This window comes from Microbulbifer sp. ABE4_465, assembly GCF_056160765.1.
In genome coordinates this window covers 745,132-764,860 of record NZ_JBSWXV010000001.1, presented here as the reverse complement: position 1 = coordinate 764,860, position 19,729 = coordinate 745,132, and the positions used below count along the sequence as shown (strand labels likewise).

16 protein-coding genes are annotated in these 19,729 nt (G+C 58.4%); 5 read left to right on the top strand and 11 right to left on the bottom strand.

Translation table 11 applies throughout. The features are described from left to right. Positions 1–23 precede the first annotated feature (23 nt). The 3 genes from ACXAG1_RS03080 to murI all read right to left on the bottom strand — a co-directional run bounded on the left by ACXAG1_RS03080 (position 24) and on the right by murI (position 7,161). Positions 24–3,515, bottom strand: a complete 3,492-nt coding sequence (locus ACXAG1_RS03080; protein WP_475118891.1) for a UvrD-helicase domain-containing protein — start codon at positions 3,513–3,515, stop codon at positions 24–26. Next, the gene (locus tag ACXAG1_RS03075; protein ID WP_475118890.1) at positions 3,512–6,229 is read right to left on the bottom strand and encodes a PD-(D/E)XK nuclease family protein; all 2,718 of its coding nucleotides are present in this window, start codon (positions 6,227–6,229) and stop codon (positions 3,512–3,514) included. The genes ACXAG1_RS03080 and ACXAG1_RS03075 overlap by 4 nt, the downstream gene beginning before the upstream one ends. Positions 6,230–6,336: 107 nt before the next feature. Further along, positions 6,337–7,161: a glutamate racemase gene (gene murI, locus ACXAG1_RS03070; RefSeq protein ID WP_475092890.1), complete on the bottom strand. Its 825-nt coding sequence runs from the start codon at positions 7,159–7,161 to the stop codon at positions 6,337–6,339. A 160-nt stretch (positions 7,162–7,321) separates the two neighbouring features. Here murI and ACXAG1_RS03065 point away from each other — a divergent pair, with 160 nt between their 5' ends. Genes ACXAG1_RS03065 through ACXAG1_RS03055 form a run of 3 tightly spaced genes read left to right on the top strand, consistent with a single transcriptional unit; the run spans position 7,322 to position 10,131 of the window. After that, positions 7,322–8,722 carry a DNA recombination protein RmuC gene (locus ACXAG1_RS03065; protein WP_475118889.1) on the top strand — a complete coding sequence of 467 codons (1,401 nt, stop codon included), beginning with the start codon at positions 7,322–7,324 and terminating at the stop codon, positions 8,720–8,722. A gap of 3 nt (positions 8,723–8,725) precedes the next feature. Beyond that, on the top strand, positions 8,726–9,670 hold the full coding sequence (locus tag ACXAG1_RS03060) for an AEC family transporter (protein WP_475118888.1): 945 nt from the start codon (positions 8,726–8,728) through the stop codon (positions 9,668–9,670). Further along, positions 9,667–10,131, top strand: a complete 465-nt coding sequence (locus ACXAG1_RS03055; protein ID WP_475118887.1) for a DUF2489 domain-containing protein — start codon at positions 9,667–9,669, stop codon at positions 10,129–10,131. Before ACXAG1_RS03060 ends, ACXAG1_RS03055 begins: the two co-directional genes overlap by 4 nt. A gap of 58 nt (positions 10,132–10,189) precedes the next feature. Here ACXAG1_RS03055 and trmA read toward each other — a convergent pair whose 3' ends face one another. Continuing rightward, on the bottom strand, positions 10,190–11,278 hold the full coding sequence (gene trmA, locus ACXAG1_RS03050) for a tRNA (uridine(54)-C5)-methyltransferase TrmA (protein WP_475092894.1): 1,089 nt from the start codon (positions 11,276–11,278) through the stop codon (positions 10,190–10,192). A gap of 147 nt (positions 11,279–11,425) precedes the next feature. Here trmA and ACXAG1_RS03045 point away from each other — a divergent pair, with 147 nt between their 5' ends. Next, positions 11,426–11,833 (top strand): secondary thiamine-phosphate synthase enzyme YjbQ, encoded by a 408-nt coding sequence (locus tag ACXAG1_RS03045; RefSeq protein ID WP_475092895.1) that lies wholly within the window; start codon positions 11,426–11,428, stop codon positions 11,831–11,833. A gap of 19 nt (positions 11,834–11,852) precedes the next feature. Here the strand turns inward: ACXAG1_RS03045 and ccoG are convergent, their stop codons facing one another. Further along, complete coding sequence (gene ccoG / locus ACXAG1_RS03040; RefSeq protein WP_475118886.1) at positions 11,853–13,205, bottom strand: cytochrome c oxidase accessory protein CcoG; 1,353 nt, start codon at positions 13,203–13,205, stop codon at positions 11,853–11,855. 143 nt (positions 13,206–13,348) lie between these two features. Here ccoG and ACXAG1_RS03035 point away from each other — a divergent pair, with 143 nt between their 5' ends. Continuing rightward, positions 13,349–14,785 (top strand): aminotransferase-like domain-containing protein, encoded by a 1,437-nt coding sequence (locus tag ACXAG1_RS03035; protein WP_475118885.1) that lies wholly within the window; start codon positions 13,349–13,351, stop codon positions 14,783–14,785. Here ACXAG1_RS03035 and ACXAG1_RS03030 read toward each other — a convergent pair. The 6 genes from ACXAG1_RS03030 to ACXAG1_RS03005 form a co-directional block, all read right to left on the bottom strand. Then, entirely contained in the window at positions 14,782–15,126 is a 345-nt protein-coding gene (locus ACXAG1_RS03030) for a TusE/DsrC/DsvC family sulfur relay protein (protein WP_475092898.1), read from the bottom strand. The two genes, ACXAG1_RS03035 and ACXAG1_RS03030, sit on opposite strands and share 4 nt — an antisense overlap. 15 nt (positions 15,127–15,141) lie before the next feature. Further along, the gene (tusB, locus tag ACXAG1_RS03025; RefSeq protein WP_475092899.1) at positions 15,142–15,423 is read right to left on the bottom strand and encodes a sulfurtransferase complex subunit TusB; all 282 of its coding nucleotides are present in this window, start codon (positions 15,421–15,423) and stop codon (positions 15,142–15,144) included. A 1-nt stretch (position 15,424) separates the two neighbouring features. Then, on the bottom strand, positions 15,425–15,784 hold the full coding sequence (gene tusC / locus ACXAG1_RS03020) for a sulfurtransferase complex subunit TusC (RefSeq protein WP_475092900.1): 360 nt from the start codon (positions 15,782–15,784) through the stop codon (positions 15,425–15,427). Positions 15,785–15,788: 4 nt separating this feature from the next. Beyond that, positions 15,789–16,181 carry a sulfurtransferase complex subunit TusD gene (gene tusD / locus ACXAG1_RS03015; protein WP_475092901.1) on the bottom strand — a complete coding sequence of 131 codons (393 nt, stop codon included), beginning with the start codon at positions 16,179–16,181 and terminating at the stop codon, positions 15,789–15,791. A 101-nt stretch (positions 16,182–16,282) separates the two neighbouring features. Next, complete coding sequence (locus ACXAG1_RS03010) at positions 16,283–16,960, bottom strand: Bax inhibitor-1/YccA family protein (RefSeq protein ID WP_475092902.1); 678 nt, start codon at positions 16,958–16,960, stop codon at positions 16,283–16,285. Between the two features lie 227 nt (positions 16,961–17,187). Beyond that, complete coding sequence (locus tag ACXAG1_RS03005) at positions 17,188–19,719, bottom strand: endonuclease/exonuclease/phosphatase family protein (protein WP_475118884.1); 2,532 nt, start codon at positions 19,717–19,719, stop codon at positions 17,188–17,190. Positions 19,720–19,729: the final 10 nt, after the last annotated feature.

The window sequence follows — 19,729 nt, the reverse complement described above, 5'->3', positions numbered from 1 at the left end:
GGGTAGGATGATTTTCCATCGCGTTATTTCGGGGGAAGCTCAACTAGCCGCTGCAGCAATGGGAAGTAGAGCGCGCAGCGGATAGACCTTTCTCCGCGTTGATAAAACAGGCGGCGGTAGTTTTCCAGCTGGCCCCGGTACTTCTCCAGCTGTTGGTCTAGAAAGGCTTCCTCGATTTCACCGGCGATTGGCTCTGCGGTTTTGTAGTCGACAATCCAGCGAGTATTGGTGTCATCGATAAAGGTTCTGTCGATGATATTGCGTCTCATCTGTCGGCCGCCGCTGTGCAGTTCCAGTTCCGCCGCAGAGTCCCTATGGTTGGCATCAAGCAGCCAGCGCCCGGTCTCACAATTCAGCGTATTCACCACCGCCTGCTCAACTTTACCCCGGGCTTTTTCCAGGTTGCTGCCGCTGAGCCCAGTCTGTGCGAGACGTATATCCCAAAGGGGACGTAGCTGTTCGCTCAGCTCTGCTGGCGACTTGTTTAGCATCGCGGGTGATTCGGTGAGGGTGGCCAGGGTTTCGTGGGCCACGGTGCCCGCGTGGCGGAACCAGCGCAGCGCAACCTGGCCCATGTCTGGCAGGTTGGGCTCGCTAGCTTCTGTCAGCTCCGCCGGTTTGTAATCCGGTGTGCGGTACTGGCTCAACCAATCCCGCGTGGGTGCCGCCGGACTGTCCCAGGGTTGCGGCAGACGCAAAAGATAGTCGTAATCCTTGCGCACACGCGATTCGCTGTCTTCGTGCTCGGGTGCTTCCGGCCATTTGCACCAGTTGCTCGGTTCTTCTCTCGGAATGGATGGCCAGATGCAGGCCAATAGTGCGGCGGCGCCAGGTGGCTTGAGGGTTCCTTTCTTTTCGTCCCGTTTTACGCAGGCGAGCAGGTGCAGGGAGCGAATGGCGCGGGTGCATCCAACATATAGCAAACGGGTGCCTTCCAAGCGCTCCCGTTCACTGTTGTCGTGACGCAGGTAGTCAAACAGCGGGTCTTTGTCGCCGCGGGCGCTTTTCGGGGCGAGCATAAAGCGGCTTTCGCCTTCACTGTTGAGCCACTCGGCCCAGCGCAGCAACTGGTCGCCGCCGGGCTTGCCGCCCTGGTCGAGCCCAGGAATCAGAACGTGCTCGAACTCCAAACCCTTGGATTTGTGAATGGTCATCACCTGCACACTGGCGTCCTGGCCGGGCCGGGCGAAGAGCTTTTCCAGTGCGTTGTAGAATTGGGTCCAGTCGGCAATGGCGCTGCCAGTGTCGAACTTTTCCAGTAGCTGGAAGAAGTCCTGTACATTATCCAGTTCACTTTTGTGGGCTACGGTGGCTGGGCCACCGAGGGCGAGCCACAGGCCTTCGATCCAGGTGCGCAGGGGTTTGCGGCCCCGCTGTTGCCAAGTTTGGTGTATCGACTCTGCGCAGCGGTGCAGTCGCTGACGAGCGTCGTCACTCAGCAGGGCAATCTCGTCGATTTCCTGCAGAGCCATAATCAATGGGCGAGCACTGCTATCTGTCGGTGCGCGGGTTTCTGTTCCGTCACCGGCTTGATTGCCCCAATTGGCGAGGGTGTACAGGTCCGGCAATTGCAGTCCGCACCAGGGCGCGCGGAATACGGAAAGCCAGGCAATGCGGTCACTGGGATCGAGCAGGGCGCGGGTAAGGCTGAGCAGGTCCAGCACGACCATTTTACTGGCCAGTGGTGCCAGGTCGGGGGCCTGAAAGGCAATACCGGCTGCGCTCAATGCAGGTAGTACGCGGCCGAGGTGCTTTTTCTTGCGCACCAGGATGGCGATGCGACCTTCCGGGTCCTGCTCGCGTAACTGCTGTACAAGTTTTACTGCCTTTTCCGCTTCCAAATCCCGGGTTTCGTCATTCACGCAACCGTAGAAATTCACTGCCGGCGCCTGCCACTTGGTGCTCTTGAACGCATGAGATTGCAGATAGCGCACGGCACCGCGGCTGATATTGTCCTGCGCTGGAAATGCGAGTTGGAAAGTATCGTTTACCCATTCCACCACGGCACCTTCGGAGCGGAAGTTCACCTGCAAGTCCAGTGGCTCCAGGGGCACCCGGTTGTCGTCGTGGCCAATGCCGCGGGCGCGGGCGTCGAGGAAAATGCCCACGTTGGCGTTGCGGAATCCGTAACAGGACTGCATGCCGTCGCCAACGATAAACAGGGTGCGCCCGTCACCGGGCTCCCAGCCGGCGGTGAGTTTCTCCAGCAGTTGCAACTGCATCTGCGAGGTATCCTGGAACTCGTCCACCAGAATATGTTGGGTTTGCAGGTCGAGCTTTAGTGCCAGGTCGGTGGGCTCGTCGCTGTTACCGAGGGCGATTAGTGCAGCCTGGGCGACCTCGGTGTAATCGGTGGCACCTAGCTGCTGGAACACCAGCTTTAGTTGCGCGACCAACTTCGGCAGCACCAGCGCCAGCGCCTGCAGCAGTTCCCACTGGCTTTCCTGTAATCCGGTGGGCAGATTGCGGGTTTCGTTGAACGCTTCCGATACGGAGGTGTTTTCACTCAGTTCCGCAGACAGTGCGTAAAGCCGGCTCTTGTAGGCATCGGCCCCGGGTACTTCTTTTTCCGTGGGGAAACCGTGGCGCTTGTCCACGCGCTTGCGCGGGCCATTTTTGTCCGTGACCAGCATATTGATCAGCGCCAGCCACTGGGGCAGGGCGCTGGCATCGGTACCGGGTAGCTCGACAATGCCGGCACATACTGTCAGTGGATGGGCCACGGAATTGTCGCGCAGGTAGCTTCCTGCGAAGTCTGCCAGCTCCAGCAATTCACCCTGATAAACAGACAGGCATTCAGCCAACTCCGTGAGACGATCGGTTACCAGCTCATCAATGGCAAAGTGAAAATAATCCTGCGCGCCTTTTTGTCCTACGCCCAAGAGAGGGCCCAGCCACTGATCGCGTTTTTCCAGCAGTATCTGCAACAGTTTGTTGAGCTGACCCAGGTCATTATCCAGGTGCAGCAGCAGTTGCTGCAGGGCGGTATCCGCCTCGTCGCCATCCAGGGACTTGAGCAGGTTCACCACCGCCATTTCAAAGGCGATCTGGGTTTGCTCCAGCGGTTCTCCCGGAGCACCCAGGCCACTTTCGATTGGCAACTGGCTGGCAAGGCTGCGGCACAGACCATCAATGGTCTGGATACGCAGGCGCTGGGGCATCTGCAGCAGTTGCCAGTTCAGTTCCCGATCCCGCCCCAGTAGTGCGCTGGCCAGGTCCCAGGTGATGGCATCGTGCGGGTTCTCGGGTCTTTCTGTATCCCGCGCGGTCTGCAGTGCCTCGATCAAACGCTCGCGCATCTCGCCCGCGGCTTTGCGGGTAAAGGTGATGGCGAGCACTTCTTCCGGTTGCTGGCAACTGGCCAGTAGTTTTAGCACACGCTGGGTGAGCAGGCCGGTTTTACCGGAACCCGCAGGTGCGGAAACGGCGAAGCTCCGGGTAATATCCAGTGCACGGGTGCGGGCCTCGGCGTCGATGGGCTGGGAGACGGCAGGATTGGGTACTACTTCGGTCATTGTGCTGCTTGCTCCCGTTCCGGCCACCGATTTAACGGCCAGAGTTCGCTCTGATTGGTGTTGTCCTGAGGGCGGTCGAACTGGAGGGTGGCGACGCCGTTGCGGTATTCGCCGGCAAGCAGTTCCAGGCCGTGCCGCCAGTAGTCACTGAGATCCTGCCAGGTGGTGTAGGGGGCGTCTTTCTGGGTGTCTGCCACGGGCTTGATGCCGTTAATGGGCTGCTCCAGTTCACCGCAGCCGCTCCACTTGCAATCACTGGTGCGCACCTGACCGAAGGCGATGGCCTGGGCTTGCGGTTGAAAGAGGGCGTAAAGGGGTAGCTGGGGTTCGCGAATGCGCTCCTGTAGCCACTCATTGATACTCGGTGTACCGGTTTTGTAGTCGATCACCAACTGCTCGCCGCCGTCGAGTTGATCGAGTCGGTCGAGGCGCAGATTGAACTGCAGCCCGCCGATGGAGACCTGTTGATCCCATTCGATTTTCTCCACGCGAAATGCGGGGCGCTGGGATTCGAGCTCTAGCCACTGGTCCATCAGTCGTAACAGCCGCTGTTGTTCCATGGCCCAGAAGCCGGTGGGCAGGTGCCCGTGTTTTTTGCGCATATCGCGCAGGGCATTCTCGATGGCGTTTTCGATCTGTTGATTGCGCGCATCTTCGCCCAGCGCCTTGAGTTGCGTTGAGTCGCTACAGGCTTGCCAGAATTCCGCTAACACCTGATGCACCAGATTGCCGCGCTCTGCGGGGCTGAGGCCGATACTGGGGGCCATGAAATCGCTGGCGCCGAGGCGGTAGCGCAACTGTGCGTTGAGCGGGCACAGCGCTTGCGCCTTCAGGACCGAGGCGCCGCCGCGCACGCGCTCGCAGTCTGCTGGTACGAGTGGTGGCAATGTTGTGTCGGTGATTTTTTCCAGTGCAGTCGCATCGACAAGTAGCTGGTTGTATTCCGTAAGCCCGTCGCTGTCGAAGGTCTCTGCTTCTACGCGCTCGCCAAACAGATTGCTCAGCCCCTGGTGGACGCCATCTTCTTCACAGGCATAACTGACCACGATATCGCCACTGGCATTCAGCAGGTCGCCGGTGAGTTCGCGGGCGAGTTCCAGCTCGCGCTCGGCGCTGGCGCGGGGCATCTTCCAGTGTTTTTGCCACTGGATCGGAAGCAGCGGGTTGGGTGCCGGGGTGGCGGGCCACTGTTGCTGGCCAAAGCCCACCAGGCGCAGATGATCGAAGGCGAGGCCGCCGGCTTCCAGAACGCCGAGAATCTGCAGGGGCCCATCGCGGGTTTCTGCCTGGAAGGGCGTGCGGCTCGCAATCTGGCGGAGTTGCTGCTGCGCCTGTGTGACGGACAGTGAGCCTGCGAAGGCGGAAAGCGTGGCGAAGTTCTCGAGCGCGCTCTCCCAATGCATCAGCTGCTGGTATTCCTGACTGTCGGGATTGCGCGCGCCGGGCCAGCCGAGAAGAGTAAAAATCTCTGAAAAACGCGCGGCCCAGATTTCTGCCGGTGCCCGCTGCCAGCGCCGCTGGCGATCGCCGATCTGCTCCAGTTGTCGCGGTAGCTGGGCAGAATCCAGTTTCAGCTCATCGGTAATACGTTCCGCCCAGTAGCGCAGGGTATCACCGGTGACTTTGCGCAGTTCCAGTTTGCGCAAGCGGCGGAACAGGGCGCTGCGCAGCCAGAGTTCATCGTCATTTCCCCAGAAGGGGCTGAACAGGATGTTTCGCAGTTGGGAGTAGTCCCATTCATCCGCCATAAGTTCGAGCAACTGCAGCGCAGCAGCGCCGACTGGAGTCTGCGCAAGCGGGGTACCGGCAGAGAAGTTGAATGGCAAGGTATAGCGCGGTTGCGCCGGGTCGAGAAACTGTGGCTCCAGCACGCGGGCGAATATGGATTCCACCTGGGCGCGGCACTGGCCGAGGTTATTGACCACGATGCCGACACTGACGCGGCTGTTTGTTGCGACGCTTTCTTCGAGCTTCTGTGCCGCCCAGCGCGCAGCCTGGTACAACTCTTCTTCGAGATTGGTACAGGCTGCCCGCGTGATTGTTGCCTGGCGTTTGCTTGCCGGGTGGTCGATGACATTCTCGGCTGCGCTTTCGATGATGGATTTGTACAGCGGGGATATCTGCGCGAATCCGGCGGTATCGATCTGCGGTAGTTTTGGCAGTGCACCCTCGTTGAACGCCTGTAGAATACGCAGATCGCGTTGGTCCGGAGTAATGGCATTGTGTAGACGTAACTGATGAGCGAAGGCGCGAATCATGCGAAACAGCGGGAATTCGTCGGCGCTGAGCGACAGGGCGAATTGTTCCAGCAGTGGTTCGATGGCGCTGTCGAGCTGGTCCAGGTCGTCCACCAGTTGCCACTGTAGTAACTGCGCCAGCGCTCCGTCCGCATCGCGGCACAACTGCACACTGTTCAGTAACTCTCTTTCCAGCGCTTCATCGAACGCCCGCTGCCACAGCAGTTGGCGTTGCTCGCGATTCAGTACCTGCTGTATTGCCGGTTGCCAACCCTGCTGTTGCAGGGTAAACCACAATTTGTCCAGCCAGCCCTGCATAGACTCCACCGCGGGCGGTGCCCAGCTGGCGCCGGCAGGCTGTTCGCTGGCATATACCTGCTGGCAGCGATTGCGCAGGCGGTTGTTGGGTGTCAGCAGCAGGCCTCCGGGTGGGAGTTGCGCGAGAATTTGCAGGACAGGGAATGCCGGTTGCAGCATGGAAAGGCGAACCTGATTCTTGAAATTTTATGAGCGTGTATGGCGGGTAACAGTCGCGTTTTGCGGGGGAGCTGTCAACGGTCGCGGCCGGGCTAAATAATCACCAATTAGCTCACTGGCTGATGCTGGGCGGGGGAGAACTCGGCAAACGCGAGGGCGATCCGTTGTTCTGTGTCCGGGGCACTACTCAGTAGCTGGCTTGCGCCTGCAGTCTCCGGTAGTACGAGCTTCAGCTCTTCCAGCCACCATTGCACACGACGGGCGATGGCAGGGCCTGAATCGAGCCAGCGGATACGCCGTGGTGCAAACGCGTCCAACTCTTCTCGCAGCAGGGGGAAATGGGTACAGGCAAGCACCGCGATATCCACTTTATCGCCACCGGCGGTGTGGAATATGCGGCGCAATACCGGCTCCAGATCGGCGGCGGCGATAGTGTCCCCGCGTAATTTTGCTTCAGCCAGCCGAACCAGTTCCGGTGCTGGCACATTGATTACCCGGTATCCATTGGCGAACTGCTCAATCAGCTCGCGGGTATAGCGGCGGTTGACGGTGCCCTCGGTGGCAATTAGTGCGATAACACCGCTCTCAGTCTCCTGGGCCGCGGGTTTGATGGCGGGAACGACACCGACAACCGGCTGGCTCAGTGTTTCACGCAATTGCGGCAGGGCGAGGGTGCTGGCGGTATTGCAGCCGACAACAAGAATATCGGCCCCGGTGGCTGCCATCATGGCGGAGGCCTGCTCGACGATACGCGGGCGCAGCTCCTCCTCGCTTTTGGTGCCGTAGGGGTAAAAGCCGTTATCGACCCCGAAATGCAGGGTGAGCGCGGGTATCTGCCGGCGGATCTCGCGGGCAATGCTGATGGCGCCGACGCCGGAATCGAATATCAATGCGCTGGGGGCCTTGTTAGAATGGCCGCTTCCATTGGGCATAACGAAAACCTGTTTCCCTCAATTCGGCAACCCGCTCACGGTGGCAGGGTGTGCTAATCGGGCCAAGAATACCGCATTCAGCGCCGGGACTGGCAGGTCATTTGCCCGCAGCGCGTCGCGTGGGTATTCCGGGCCACCTCAATAAGTTTAAGAGTTTTCTATGATTTCGTTTCCTCTCCAGGTCACTCTAGAGCAAGCGGTGCTGGCGGGTGTATTGGTTGTACTTTTTGTGACCATCGCTGCATGGATCAGTCGCTCTGCGGTCAACCGGCGCTTGCAGGCGCTGCAGGGAGAGCATCAGGTGGTGCTGGCGCAGCTCAACAGCAGCCGTGAGCAGGAATCCCGTCACGAGCTGGATATCCAGCAGTTGCGCACGGAGTTGGATACAAAATCCACCCAGTTGGCCCGCTATCAGGTACTGGTAGAGAAGGGGGAGGCCGCGCTTGCGGAGCAGAAGCAGCAGCTGGAGCAGACCCGGGCCAGTATGACCCAGCAGTTTGAGAACCTGGCAAACCGCATCTTTGAAGAGAAGCAGCAGGCTTTCCAACGCCGCAGTGAAGACAGCCTGCGCAAGAGCCTCGACCCGCTGGAGCGCCAGTTGGGCGATTTCCGCAAGCGGGTTGAGCATGTCTACGACCGCGAGAATGCCGAACGCAACAGCCTGATGGGGCAGATCAAGGCTCTGCGGGAACAGACCCAGCGCATCAGCGACGAGGCGCTCAACCTGACCTCTGCGCTCAAAGGCGATCGCAAAATCCAGGGCAACTGGGGCGAGGTGGTGTTGGAGCGCCTTCTGGAAGAGTCCGGCCTGCAGAAGGGCCGCGAATACGAAACCCAGGTGAGCTTTACCAGTGATGGTCGCCGCCGCCAGCCGGACGTGATTGTGCGCCTGCCGGAGAACAAAGACCTGATCATCGATTCCAAGGTCTCTCTGGTGGATTACGAACGCTATGCTTCCGCAGAAACCGATGAGGAGCGCACCGCGGCACTGAAGCAGCATGTGAACTCGCTGCGGGCCCATATCACCGGCCTCAACAAAAAGGCCTACGAGCAGCTGGAAGGGGTGCGCACTCTCGACTTCGTGTTTATTTTCGTCCCCATCGAAGCTGCCTACATGCTCGCCATGCAGGCAGACCCGGAGATGTTCCGCTTCGCCTATGAACGCCAGATTGTTCTGGTCAGCCCCACCACCCTGATGGCAACCCTGCGCACGGTGGAGAATATCTGGCGTTACGAAAAGCAGAACAAGAACGCGGAAAAAATCGCCGACGAGGCCGGCAAGCTGCACGACCAGTTTGCGCTGGTGCTGGAATCACTGGATAACCTCGGCAGTCGCATCCGCCAGGCCGATGAGGCCTATCAGGAAACCTACAAGCGCCTCGCCACCGGCCGCGGCAACGCGGTGAAGCGCATCGACAGCCTGCGAAAGCTCGGCGCCAAGACCCGCAAGCAGATTGCCGCTGACCTGCGCGAGAAAGCGGAAGATAGCCACAAGCTGCCATCACCGGAACCGAAAAACGAAGCGCTAACCGAAACTGAAACAGAGAGCGAAGCGGAATAAGTTTTGAACGCAATCTTCGAAACCTTTTCCTTCGCGCTTGCGGTCACCGCGCCGATTTTTCTTACCCTGCTGGTGGGCTACGGACTTGCGCGGGTCAAACTGCTCAGCGAATCCTTTGTCGATGATGCGTCCAAGCTGGTGTTTCTGGTAACGCTGCCGGCGCTGTTGTTTTTCAATATCTTCGGTTCCGACGCCCATCTTGGGGATGAATGGCCGCTGCTACTGGCGGGATTGATCGGCACCATGCTGACGGTTCCCCTGGCCTGGGTGGTGGCGCGACCATTGGCCTATGGCGATCGCAGTGCGTTTATTCAGGGCGCTTTCCGCGGCAATCTGGGTATTATCGGCCTTGCCTGGGCGGCAAACGCCTATGGTCCGGCGGGTCTGGCACAGGCGGCTCTGCTGATGGCGGTCATCACGATCTTTTACAATATCGCTGCGGTTGCGCTGTTTGCAGTGTATTCCCAGAAGGCCAAGTTCAGCTGGAGCAAGCTGCTAAAAGACATTGCCAGAAACCCACTGATCGTCGCGATTGTTGCGGCGTTACTGGCAAAGGCCGTTGGGCTCAAGCTGCCGCACATGGTGGTGCAAACGGGTGAGTACCTCGCTTCGGTTACCTTGCCGCTGGCTCTGTTGTGTATCGGTGCAACGCTGGATCTCAGTATGCTGCGCCGCAGTTCTTTTGGCGCTTTTGCCGCAAGTGTATTCAAGTTGCTGATCGTGCCGCTGGTGCTGTTGGGTATTGGCCTGCTGTTCCGGCTGGACACCCAATCCATGGCGATTCTGTTTCTGCTCGCCGCGACTCCGACGGCCTCTGCGTCGTTTATCATGGCGCGCGCGCTCGGTGGCAACAGCCAGCTTGCCGCCAACATCATCGCGATCAGTACACTCTTTTCTATTGTGACCGCCAGCCTCGGGCTGGCACTGTTGAAGGTAAACCTCCCATGACCGAAGTACCCGTGTGGATCCTGGTAGTTGCCGGGCTGATTATTCTCGTGCTCTCTGCCATTGCCACTTATTACTGCCTGGAACTGCGCGCCGCGCGCAAGCGTCAGGCACGGCAGTTGGCAGAGCTGGAGGCGGCGGCCGACGCGCAGCGGGACCGGGTAAACAACAGTATTCAGATTATTGCGAAAACGCTGCTGGAAGAGGGCGTGGGGCTGACCGAAGCATCCCTGCGTATCCGTGTTCTATTGGATTCGCTGCAGGTTGAGCCGGCGGTGAAAGAGGAGTTTGTGGCGTTTTATCAGGTAGCGGACAAGACCAGCCATATTCCGATTCTGGAAGATTGGAAGAAGCTTTCTCGCAAGGAGAAGTTCGCGTTTGAGAAGGAAATGGTACGTATAGAAGGCGAGTACCGGGATTTTGCCCTGGATGCGGCCAAGCGGATTTTGGGGCGGAGTTTTTAAGTCGTCATCCCGGACTTGATCCGGGATCCAGCTGCTCCGGGGTCCCAAGGACCCCAAATCATTTCTTCACCAGCAAAACCCCGGACTCCGTATGATCCGTATACGGAAACTGGTCAAAAATCGCAAAACGCTCAATGCGGTGGGTTTTGGTCAGTTCCGCCAGATTCTCCAACTGTGTCTCCGGATTACAGGAGATATACAGAATACGCGGAAAGCGCGCGATCATCGCACAGGTGTCCGCATCCAGTCCGGCGCGGGGAGGGTCTACGAGTACGGTAGAAAAATCGTAACTGTCCAGATCAAAATCTTTCAGCCGCCGAAACGGCCGCACCTTGTCAATGGCCTGGGTAAATTCCTCGCTGGATAAACGCAGGATGGCCAGATTGTCGACGCCGTTCGCCGCGATATTTTCCTGAGCCGCATTCACCGATACCTTGGAAATCTCTGTCGCCAGCACTTGGCGGAAATTCTCCGCGAGGGGAATGGTGAAGTTGCCATTGCCGCAGTACAGCTCCAGCAGATCGCCCGTTTTGTCTTCACAGCAGCTCTTTGCCCAGCCGATCATTGAGCGGCAGATTTCCCCGTTTGGCTGGGTAAAGCTGCCTTCTACCTGCTTGTACTGATACGTCCGCCCATTGATGTCGAGCTTCTCAATGACGTAATCCCGCTCCAGTACCAGCTTCTGTTTGCGCGAACGGCCGAGAATCGGAACGCCCAGACTTTCCTGCAGCGCACGTGCTTCCGCTTCCCACTCTTCACCCAGAGGTTTGTGGTAGATCAGCGTGATCAATGCATCGCCGCTCAGGGTGGTAAGGAACTCGGTGCAGAACAGGCGTTTGCGCAGGATTTCGCTGCCGTTAATGGCATCCAGTAAGGGCGGCATCAGGGCATTGATCCGCTCGGAGCCCACGGTAAACTCTTCAATCACAAACGGCTTTTTGTATTCCCCCTGTTTGTACATGGCGTAATCCACACGGCCGCCGTCCTGCCACATCTTGAACTCGGCGCGCAGGCGGTAGTGGCTCGGAGGTGAGGGAAATACCTCCGGTTGCAGGTCGGTGTAGGAGGTATAGGCTTCCCGCAAGCGGGCCACTTTCTGGTCCAGTTGTTGCTGGTAGTCGTCGGTGTTTACGCGGTGAAGAGCCATGTGTGAAGCCGTTGTCGTTGAGATGCGTTATGGGAATGATTGCCGAAACCGGATGAAGGATCGTCGGGGCGCGGATTATAGCGGATGCGGCCTCCAGATAAACGGTTGCGGACAGCTGTTACAGGTGACAGAAACAGGAGACAGGAAATGGCGCTGGGTAGATTGGAAATTGTAGTGAGCGGGCAGGGGCTATACGAGTTTACCGCAGAGGTGAATCGCTGGCTGGCCGGTCAGAATTTATTCGGCTGCGGACTGTGCACCCTCTTTATCCAGCATACCTCCGCGAGTCTGCTGATCCAGGAAAATGCGGATCCAAGTGCCCGGGTGGATCTGGAAAACTGGTTGAACCGGCTGGTGCCGGAAAATGACCCCCTCTATACCCACACACTTGAGGGGCCGGACGATATGCCGGCCCATATCAAGGCCTCCCTTACTGCGTGTAGCCTCGGCATCCCGATGGACGAAGGCCAGCTACTATTAGGCACCTGGCAGGGTATTTACCTTTGGGAACATCGGCACCACCGCGGTACGCGGAATGTGATTGTGCAGGTCTGAGTGCTCAATCCAATGCCCGCTAAAATCGGCGAGTAAGAAACGTGGTTTCCTTGGTAGTTACCGAATCACCGCTGCTGAACTTGAAGGCAAACGTCATTTTTGCGTGTTTCGGCGCAGTTGCACAGACGCGGTAGGGGAGCCAGGTCGCACCGTTTTCCCCGAGGTCGATACTCGGTGCGCCGAAAATTTTGAGACGGCCCGGTTCTGCGAGTGATACGGCAACCGAGTCCTGCTGCTTTTCGTAACCCTCAACTTTGATTTGGTAGTTGTTGCACACCGTATGCCGATCAATTCGGGTAAACAGGGCCGTACGATCCCGCCGAATCTCCACCAGTAGTTTGGTGGTATCGGTAAAACCATATATTACTCCGGTGAACGCGCACAGCATCACGAGGCCATAGCCGGCGAGTCGAGGGCGTAATATGTGGCTTGGTTCACCAGTCAATTGCGCTTCGGAGGTGAAGCGAATCAATCCCGTCGGGCGCTCCAGCTTCGTCATTACCTGATCGCAGGCATCAATGCAGGCGCCGCAGTCGATGCAGGCGGCCTGCAGGCCATTGCGAATGTCGATTCCGGTTGGGCATACCTGCTGGCAAATACCACAGTCCACGCAATCTCCCTCAGTCCCATCTCCTTTTCGGCGGCTTGCCCGGGGCTCTCCGCGGTCTTTGTCATAACAGACTGTGTGCGTATCTGAATCAAACATTACGCTCTGGAAGCGGGCATAGGGGCACGCGTGCAGGCAGATCTTTTCTCTTACCAGCCCGGCATTGAGATAGGTTAATAGCGCAATGATAAGGACCCATGTCCAGATGTCTGCGGACAGCTGGAGCTGCGTGGCGTCGGCGAAGAGTTCCCGAACGGGAACAAAGTAGCCGACGAATGTAACTGCAGTGGCGAGCGCAAGAGCGCTCCAGAGCAGGTGCTTTAGCAGGCGCCGGACGATCAGCGAACCGGAAATGCGCTGTTGCGCTTCGCGAGCGCGGGCGTGGGCCTTGCCTTCGGTGAGGTCTTCAATACGGATAAACATCCAGGTCCATATGCTTTGCGGGCAGGCAAAGCCACACCAGACACGCCCCCAGGCGACCGCGAGAAAAAACAGAAGGCTGGCGGCGGCAATCAGCAGGCCAGCGAGAAGAGAAAGGTCCCGCCACGAAATGGCGCTGCCGAAAAACAGGATACGATGCTGCTCAAAAGAAAATAGGAGCAATGGCTCACCGTCGACCTGGCCCCAGACGAGTACAAAGAACAGTGCCATTAGTGGCCAGCTGGTCAGTCTGCGCAGGTTCTGAAAGCGACCTTCGGTCAGTCTGACGTGCAGCTTACCGTCCGGATCCGGGGTGTAGTCCTGTACTACGGGGATCTTTTCCATGGTGACTTATCCGCTAGAACTTTAGCGCGGAGCCTATAGGGAGTTCCTTGATGGGGTCAGGGATAATAAAAATAATTATAATGGGTACAGATTGGTGCCGGGATCCGCTCTGGTCCTGAAAGGCTGAATGGAGGTGTGCCGGAGTGAGCGAACAATTTCGATACGAGGCGTTGGAGACCTGGCTCGAGCAGGGTATCCGGGAGCAGCGCTGGCGCGGGGGAGAGCGACTGCCTTCGATTCGCGCATTGTGCCGGGATCGACGGCTGTCTAAAGCGACGGTGCAACACGCGTTGCAGCGGCTTGAGTCCCGTGGATTGATTGAAGCGCGCCCAAAGGCCGGTCACTTCGTCGCCATTCGCCCGCCGAGCGTCCAGCAGCCGGTCAGCCGCGCACGTATCGAGGCGCCGCACCCGGTCACGGTAAGCGAGCTGTTGCTCGATATCATGGGACGTAACGCGGCATTTGATCTGTTGCCGACGTTCACCGGGGCTGAGCCTCCGTCTGGTATTGTCGCGCTCAATCGGTCGATTGCGCGGGCATTGCGGCGGCCGTCACAGGGCAGTTATCAGTACTACGACGAGCCAGCCGGTGACGCAGGCTTACGGGAGCAGCTTTCGATTTTGATGGCGCGGCGTGGCTGCCGGGTTGGAGCGGACGAGCTTTGTATAACGTCCGGTTGCCAAAACGCACTGTTTCTCGCGCTAATGGCCAGCTGTAAGCGCGGTGATGTAGTAGCCGTTGAATCGCCGGGCTTCTATGGGGTGATGCAGCTGCTCGAATACCTTGAGCTGCAGGTAATCGAAATTCCCGCAGCGGTTGATACCGGTATGGACCTGGATGCACTGGATGAGGTGTTACGTCGCTGGCCGGTGCGCGCCTGTATCGTTTCTCCGTCGTTTGCCACACCTGGCGGTGCGCTGATCCCGGAGGCGGCCAAGCAGCGTTTGCTGGCGCTTGCCGAGGAGTTTGACCTTGCGGTGATCGAGGACGACATTTACGGCGATACCGGGTTCACTTCAGTGCCGGATCCTCTCAAGGCACTGGATCGCAACGATCGGGTCATTCTGTGCAGCTCATTCTCCAAAAGCCTCTCCCGGGATCTGCGCCTGGGGTGGGTTTCCGGTGCGCGATGGCACCGCAAGATCCTGCAGACAAAACTGGTCACCCAGTTGGCCGGCAGCCGTTACCTGCAACAGGGGGTTGCCGCATTTCTCGCCGATGGAAGCTACGCTGCGCACCTGCGTCGCTTGCGTGGAGACTTGCGGGAAAAGCGCGATCAGTTGCGTGCAATACTGGGAAAATGGCCGGGCGAAGTCCGTGTGAGCGTGCCGCAGGGAGGTCTCGCGGCGTGGGTTGAACTGCCGGAGCAAGTTGACACGCTTGCCGCTTATCCGCTCGCACTGGAACAGGGAGTGGTGATAACCCCGGGCCCACTGTTTTCTGCCTCGGGACAATTTGGCAATTGCCTGAGAATCAGTTTTGCACACCCGTGGCACCCGGCGCGCCGAGAAGCGCTTGCGTTATTGCCGCGGATATTCGGGCTGACGGACGCCCAACGGGGATATGTTGGAAACCGTTAAAGGCAGTTGGTCGGCTTGGGAAGCCCTGCGATCTTACTGCCGATTTTTGCGGGGCTCGGCGGGAACAGCTGCATCAAAAATATACTGCGCCCCTTCTCTGGCCCAAGGTGCAGGCCGATATACTTAACGAGCGGTCGCATTGCGGGCGACAGTTCAAACTCACGGTAAAACGCCTGTAGCAGGCGAATAACTTCCCAGTGGTCGTGCGTCAGTTCAATCTTTTCCTGAGCGGCAATTGCGCTGGCAACTTCCGGGCTCCAATCATCGAGATTGCGCAGAAATCCCTCTTTATCCAGTGGGATTTCGCGGCCTTCGATGATCAGTGTTGCTGTCTGTTCCATCTTTCTGGCTCCCGGCTATCTAAACCAGCTGACGATCGGCTTGTGCTCGACACAAAGGGCGACCCAGCGCAGGTCATCGATGGCCGTGAGATCAGTTGCAATGGCAATGCCGCGGGCTTCGGCGTCGGCGCTCAGCACGAACACGTCATTCCCGGGGAGTTCGAGCGGAGCTTTTTCCTGCGCAGCGTAAACGCCGTCCTCTATCAGGAGTAATGCATCGCCTTCCGCAAATACATTGAGGCAGTCGCGCAGAGCACTGCCCGCATGGGGAGACTGGTTGACGATATGTAAAGTCATGTCAAAAACTCAAAACCTGATCGAAGCGACGGATTAATGACCCAGGGTCTTCCAGCAGTTGTACATCGGCGCCGGTGAGCTGTAGCTGCGACAGTGCAAGGCCCCGTTCAGTGGCGCTTCTCTGGCAAATATAAATCCGCTCCACCCCGAACATCGGCAGCGCCTGAAGGTTGCGATACAGGCTCTTTTCGGCGATGGCTTGCGGGTTTTGCGAAAGCAGCTGGTATACCCCGTCATTGATAAACAGGACTTCCGGGATCTGATCCATGGCGGCGCACGCGAGTACGGCTTCGAGACCCTCTCGGGCGAGTGTCGTCCCATAGGGCGCATGGCGACACAAAGCGAGTATGGAATTCGTCACAGGGTCAGCCTCCAAAGCTCACAAGGCGGTCGCTGAGTGCGGTCGCTTCCGCCAATTGTCCGAGCCCCGCCAGGGTAAACCCATCGGCCAGGTTTGCAGCGGGCTGTTCCAGGCGACTCGCCTCGCTTTCACTCAGCACGCCGCGGCGCTGGGCGGCGGCGATGCAGACCGTGAGATCGAGCTGGTGGGATTGCTGCAGTGCCTGCCACTGGCTGAGGAGATCCTGTTCGTCTTGCGGCGGAGTCGCCAGGGCGCTGCCGTTGTGAACACCGTCCCCGTAGAAGAACACCCGGAAAATTGAATGTCCGGATGCCAGCACGGCTTTGGCAAAACGCAGGGCGGTGCCGGCGCCCTGAGCGCTGTGAGGAGCACCGTACACTACGAGGGTAAATTGCATGGGTGTATCCACCTGATAAAGCAGGATTGGGTCAGTAAAGTGTACCGATAAAAAAATGCCCCGCAGAGCGGGGCACCGTTAGAACCGGGTCAGCGGGCTCATCAGTCGTCGGATGCGAAACCGAAGATGTGCAGCAGGCTGGTGAACAGGTTCAGAATGTTCAGGTACAGAGAGGTGGTGGCCATGATGTAGTTGGTTTCTCCACCATTCACGATACGGCTGGTGTCGTACAGGATGAAACCGGAGAACAGCAGGGCAATCACGCCGCTCAGGGCAACGCTGGCCAGCGGCATGTACACGCCGAAGAAGCTGGCGATCATCAGGCCCAGCGCGCACACCAGTACTGCGATCAGGCCGACAAACAGGAAGCCGCCCATAAAGCTGAAGTCCTTGCGGGTGGTCAGCACGTAGGCAGACAGCGCGAAGAAGATCAGAGCGGTGGTGCCCAGGGCTTGCATGATGATCTGGCCGCTGCCGGCAGCGACGTAGTAATTCAGCATCGGGCCGAGGGAGGCGCCCAGTAGGCCGGTGAACGCGAAGACGACACCAATACCTTTACTTGAATTCGCGGTGCGTGGCAGGACGAACCAGACCAGAACAATGGCTGCGATGGAGCAAATGATACCCATGCCGCGGCTCATGCCGGTGGCCATGGCAATACCCGCAGTGACTGCACTGAACAATACAGTCATTGCCAGCAGTGCGTAGGTGTTACGCAGTACCTTGGCGGATTCCGAGCGGTCCAGTGCTCCGGACTGTGTATAGACTTCTTGGCGCATTAGCGTCTCCTGCAAGTGAATATGAAATCTTTCGCGATCATATAACCAGCGCTTTAGACCTTCAAGTAGGCGCCAGGTTCTGTGAATGTCCGGTACTTGGTGAAATATAGCGTGCGACAGTGACATTATGGAAACACGCTATTCGCGCAACCGCGCTCATAGTCTTGTCTAGCTCTGATAGGAATAAATGGGGGCTGAGTGTGCGGATTGCAATATGACCAGCCCGTTTAGTGTTCACTGTCTGTTTCGCGATCACCGATGGGGACCTTGAGGTCGACGATCAGCGGTAAATGATCCGACGCCAGGCGTGTCAGTTCGCTGCGTGGAACGTGCACATCGGTAACCCTGAGCGCCGGATCCACGAATACATAGTCGATCCTGGCTTTGGGTAGCCGGCTAAAAAAAGTCCCTTTGGGTTTGTGCCCGGGTAATTGCAGTTGCGCATCTTCCAGAACCCCAGCGATCTGCTTGATTTCCGACGCACTGGGAAGTGCGTTGAAATCGCCTACCAGTATCCTGGGCTTCGGGCACTCGGGGTTTCCCATCCACTCGGGCCCAAGTAAGGCGTCGACTTGACGCTGCCGCTCACCCTTCGACAGCCCCAGGTGGGTGTTGAATACCTGAATCAGGGTGCCGTGAAAATCAATCTCCATCCAGAGTGCACCGCGAGGCTCGGCAAATTTGTGCATCCGGGAGTGTTCCGATGGTCCGGGCAGGATGTCTTTTTTGACCAGACGCACCGGCAGACGCGTCATGATGGCATCGCCATAGCGCTCATCTTCCAGGTGCATGGCGGGCTGGAAGTGACAATCCATGGACAGCAGCCGGGAGATCTGGTGGGCCTGATCCACGCCGCCGGTACGCTGCCTGCGTACATCTACTTCCTGTAGCGCAACGATATCCGGTGAGTAACGTGCGATTACCCGAGCGATCCGCTCGGGAGAGAGTTTCCCGTCCATACCCTTGCAGATATGTACGTTGTAGGTCATCACGCGCAGCTTCCGGTAGTCCTGCCTGTACGATTCCTTCTGGCGCCGGCCTGAGGTGATTATGGGTGCTGCCTTGGCGGGAGCATTTGGCGCTGCTGACTTGAGCTTCTGCGCCGGCTGCGCGCGTAGAAATGCGAGTGCAGCCTTGTGCATGTCTCTCGGCCGCCAGTGGCCGCGCCCGTCATCGGGGAAGTGGATATCTCCCGGCATCAGCGCAAAGCCATGGGTTTCCTTGCGGCTTGCACCGCCATGACTGCCACACTCGATGGCAAAGGTGATGCTTTCACCACCTGCGCACCAGCCGCTTGCGATAAAGTCTCCGGCTTCAGGGTGTCGGCACAGGTGTGCCAGGTCTTCGGTGGTTTCCTCTAGAAACGGGTGATCATTTCCGAGCACCCTGTGTCCGTCTTCCGGCAGTGAAAAGGCGCCCTCACGCCACCATCCCTTGATCTTGCTCAGCCGCTCGCCGTTTTCGCCGGTTACATGTTCCTGGTGATCTGCATAGAGCACCATGGGCGCTTTTGCTTCTTCCACAAGAATGCGTGCAATGGTCTGCTGGGGGATGTCTCTGCAGTGGATGTTGTAGAGCAGTGCAAGTGGCCCCATAGCCGATAGCGCCATGGGGGCATCCTGATCCCGCTGTTCACCGGAAGTTTTTACGGGGAACAGTTTCTGAACCCACTGACCACCGAAAAGGCGGACCCGTTGTAACTGTACACCGCGATCGGAATCTGACTTGGTACTGCCGGGGCTCTTCTGCAAGTCGGACAGCGCTTCACTGACGGCGTCGGCAAAGCTCCGCCCGTGCAGGTCTTCGTACGGCGTGGTGTCATCCTGCCCATGGTCGGAATAGATCCACACATCATAATGACGGCGGGATGAGCGGTGTGCAGCACGCCAGATTCGCGCGACCGCATCGTCGATCCCCTTGAGGGTCCAGTGAGCGAACTTAGAACTGGGGCCGCGTCGATGGGACTGTTCGTCGTACCCGAGAAGGTTCACGTAAATAATCGGCAACCCGCGGGCAATATCAATTTTTACCCCGACCGTGGAAAGTTCGCGCATCAGAATCGTGATGGCGATGCGGGTAGGGATAAACATCAGTTCCCGCATAAAGTCCTGGCCTTTTATAAGGCCGCGAAAGAAATCGACAATGGACAGTACCAGCTCGAGCAGGAGAAGGCCGACGGTACGAATCAGGCTCCACAGATTGGCGAGCAGCATGGTGATCAGGGCCAGTGGGCCAGCATCTCTAAGGGATGATCCCCATCCTTTGGAAGCGGGGCAGAAATGCGCTTCGTCATTCTCTGCGCCCCCGCGGAATGAGCTGACGTAGCAGCTTCCGCCCCTTAACAGCGGCTGGTGCCCTTCATCCAGCAGGCGCTGCTCCACCTTATTTGCCCCGTGGGACTCATACATGCGCAGCATTTCGTGTGTGTCTGCGGACATAAACCCGAAGGCGGGAACTGCCGCTCTCACGCCGTAAAAAACTTCTGCCTGCACCGCTGGTGTGGTTGCGGGTACGCCGGAGTACCAGTCGTCTACGTGGTAATGCTCGCGTTCAATCAGCTTTTTGAGGAATGGCAGCTTACCCTCGGCCAATGCGCGATCAAATTGCGGCCTAGCCAGGCCGTCGATCTGAATCAGAACCAGCGCTGGGGCGTCAGGGTCTCGTTCATTGATCTGCAATTTCATCATGCGCGCCAGCCATTCACTGCGGCTGACGCGGCGACGCCAGATTCGGAGGCGGGTGGCAATTCGGGTTAGCATTCGGGGCCTT

What these genes read in the sequence shown, in the direction of transcription:
- ACXAG1_RS03065 (WP_475118889.1), top strand. Translation starts at nt 7,322, where the DNA reads ATGATTTCGTTTCCTCTCCAGGTCACTCTAGAGCAAGCGGTGCTGGCG.
- ACXAG1_RS03005 (WP_475118884.1), bottom strand. Translation starts at nt 19,719, where the DNA reads ATGCTAACCCGAATTGCCACCCGCCTCCGAATCTGGCGTCGCCGCGTC.
- ACXAG1_RS03075 (WP_475118890.1), bottom strand. Translation starts at nt 6,229, where the DNA reads ATGCTGCAACCGGCATTCCCTGTCCTGCAAATTCTCGCGCAACTCCCA.
- ACXAG1_RS03045 (WP_475092895.1), top strand. Translation starts at nt 11,426, where the DNA reads ATGGCGCTGGGTAGATTGGAAATTGTAGTGAGCGGGCAGGGGCTATAC.
- ACXAG1_RS03010 (WP_475092902.1), bottom strand. Translation starts at nt 16,960, where the DNA reads ATGCGCCAAGAAGTCTATACACAGTCCGGAGCACTGGACCGCTCGGAA.
- murI (WP_475092890.1), bottom strand. Translation starts at nt 7,161, where the DNA reads ATGCCCAATGGAAGCGGCCATTCTAACAAGGCCCCCAGCGCATTGATA.
- ccoG (WP_475118886.1), bottom strand. Translation starts at nt 13,205, where the DNA reads ATGGAAAAGATCCCCGTAGTACAGGACTACACCCCGGATCCGGACGGT.
- ACXAG1_RS03080 (WP_475118891.1), bottom strand. Translation starts at nt 3,515, where the DNA reads ATGACCGAAGTAGTACCCAATCCTGCCGTCTCCCAGCCCATCGACGCC.
- ACXAG1_RS03030 (WP_475092898.1), bottom strand. Translation starts at nt 15,126, where the DNA reads ATGGAACAGACAGCAACACTGATCATCGAAGGCCGCGAAATCCCACTG.
- tusB (WP_475092899.1), bottom strand. Translation starts at nt 15,423, where the DNA reads ATGACTTTACATATCGTCAACCAGTCTCCCCATGCGGGCAGTGCTCTG.
- ACXAG1_RS03055 (WP_475118887.1), top strand. Translation starts at nt 9,667, where the DNA reads ATGACCGAAGTACCCGTGTGGATCCTGGTAGTTGCCGGGCTGATTATT.
- trmA (WP_475092894.1), bottom strand. Translation starts at nt 11,278, where the DNA reads ATGGCTCTTCACCGCGTAAACACCGACGACTACCAGCAACAACTGGAC.
- tusD (WP_475092901.1), bottom strand. Translation starts at nt 16,181, where the DNA reads ATGCAATTTACCCTCGTAGTGTACGGTGCTCCTCACAGCGCTCAGGGC.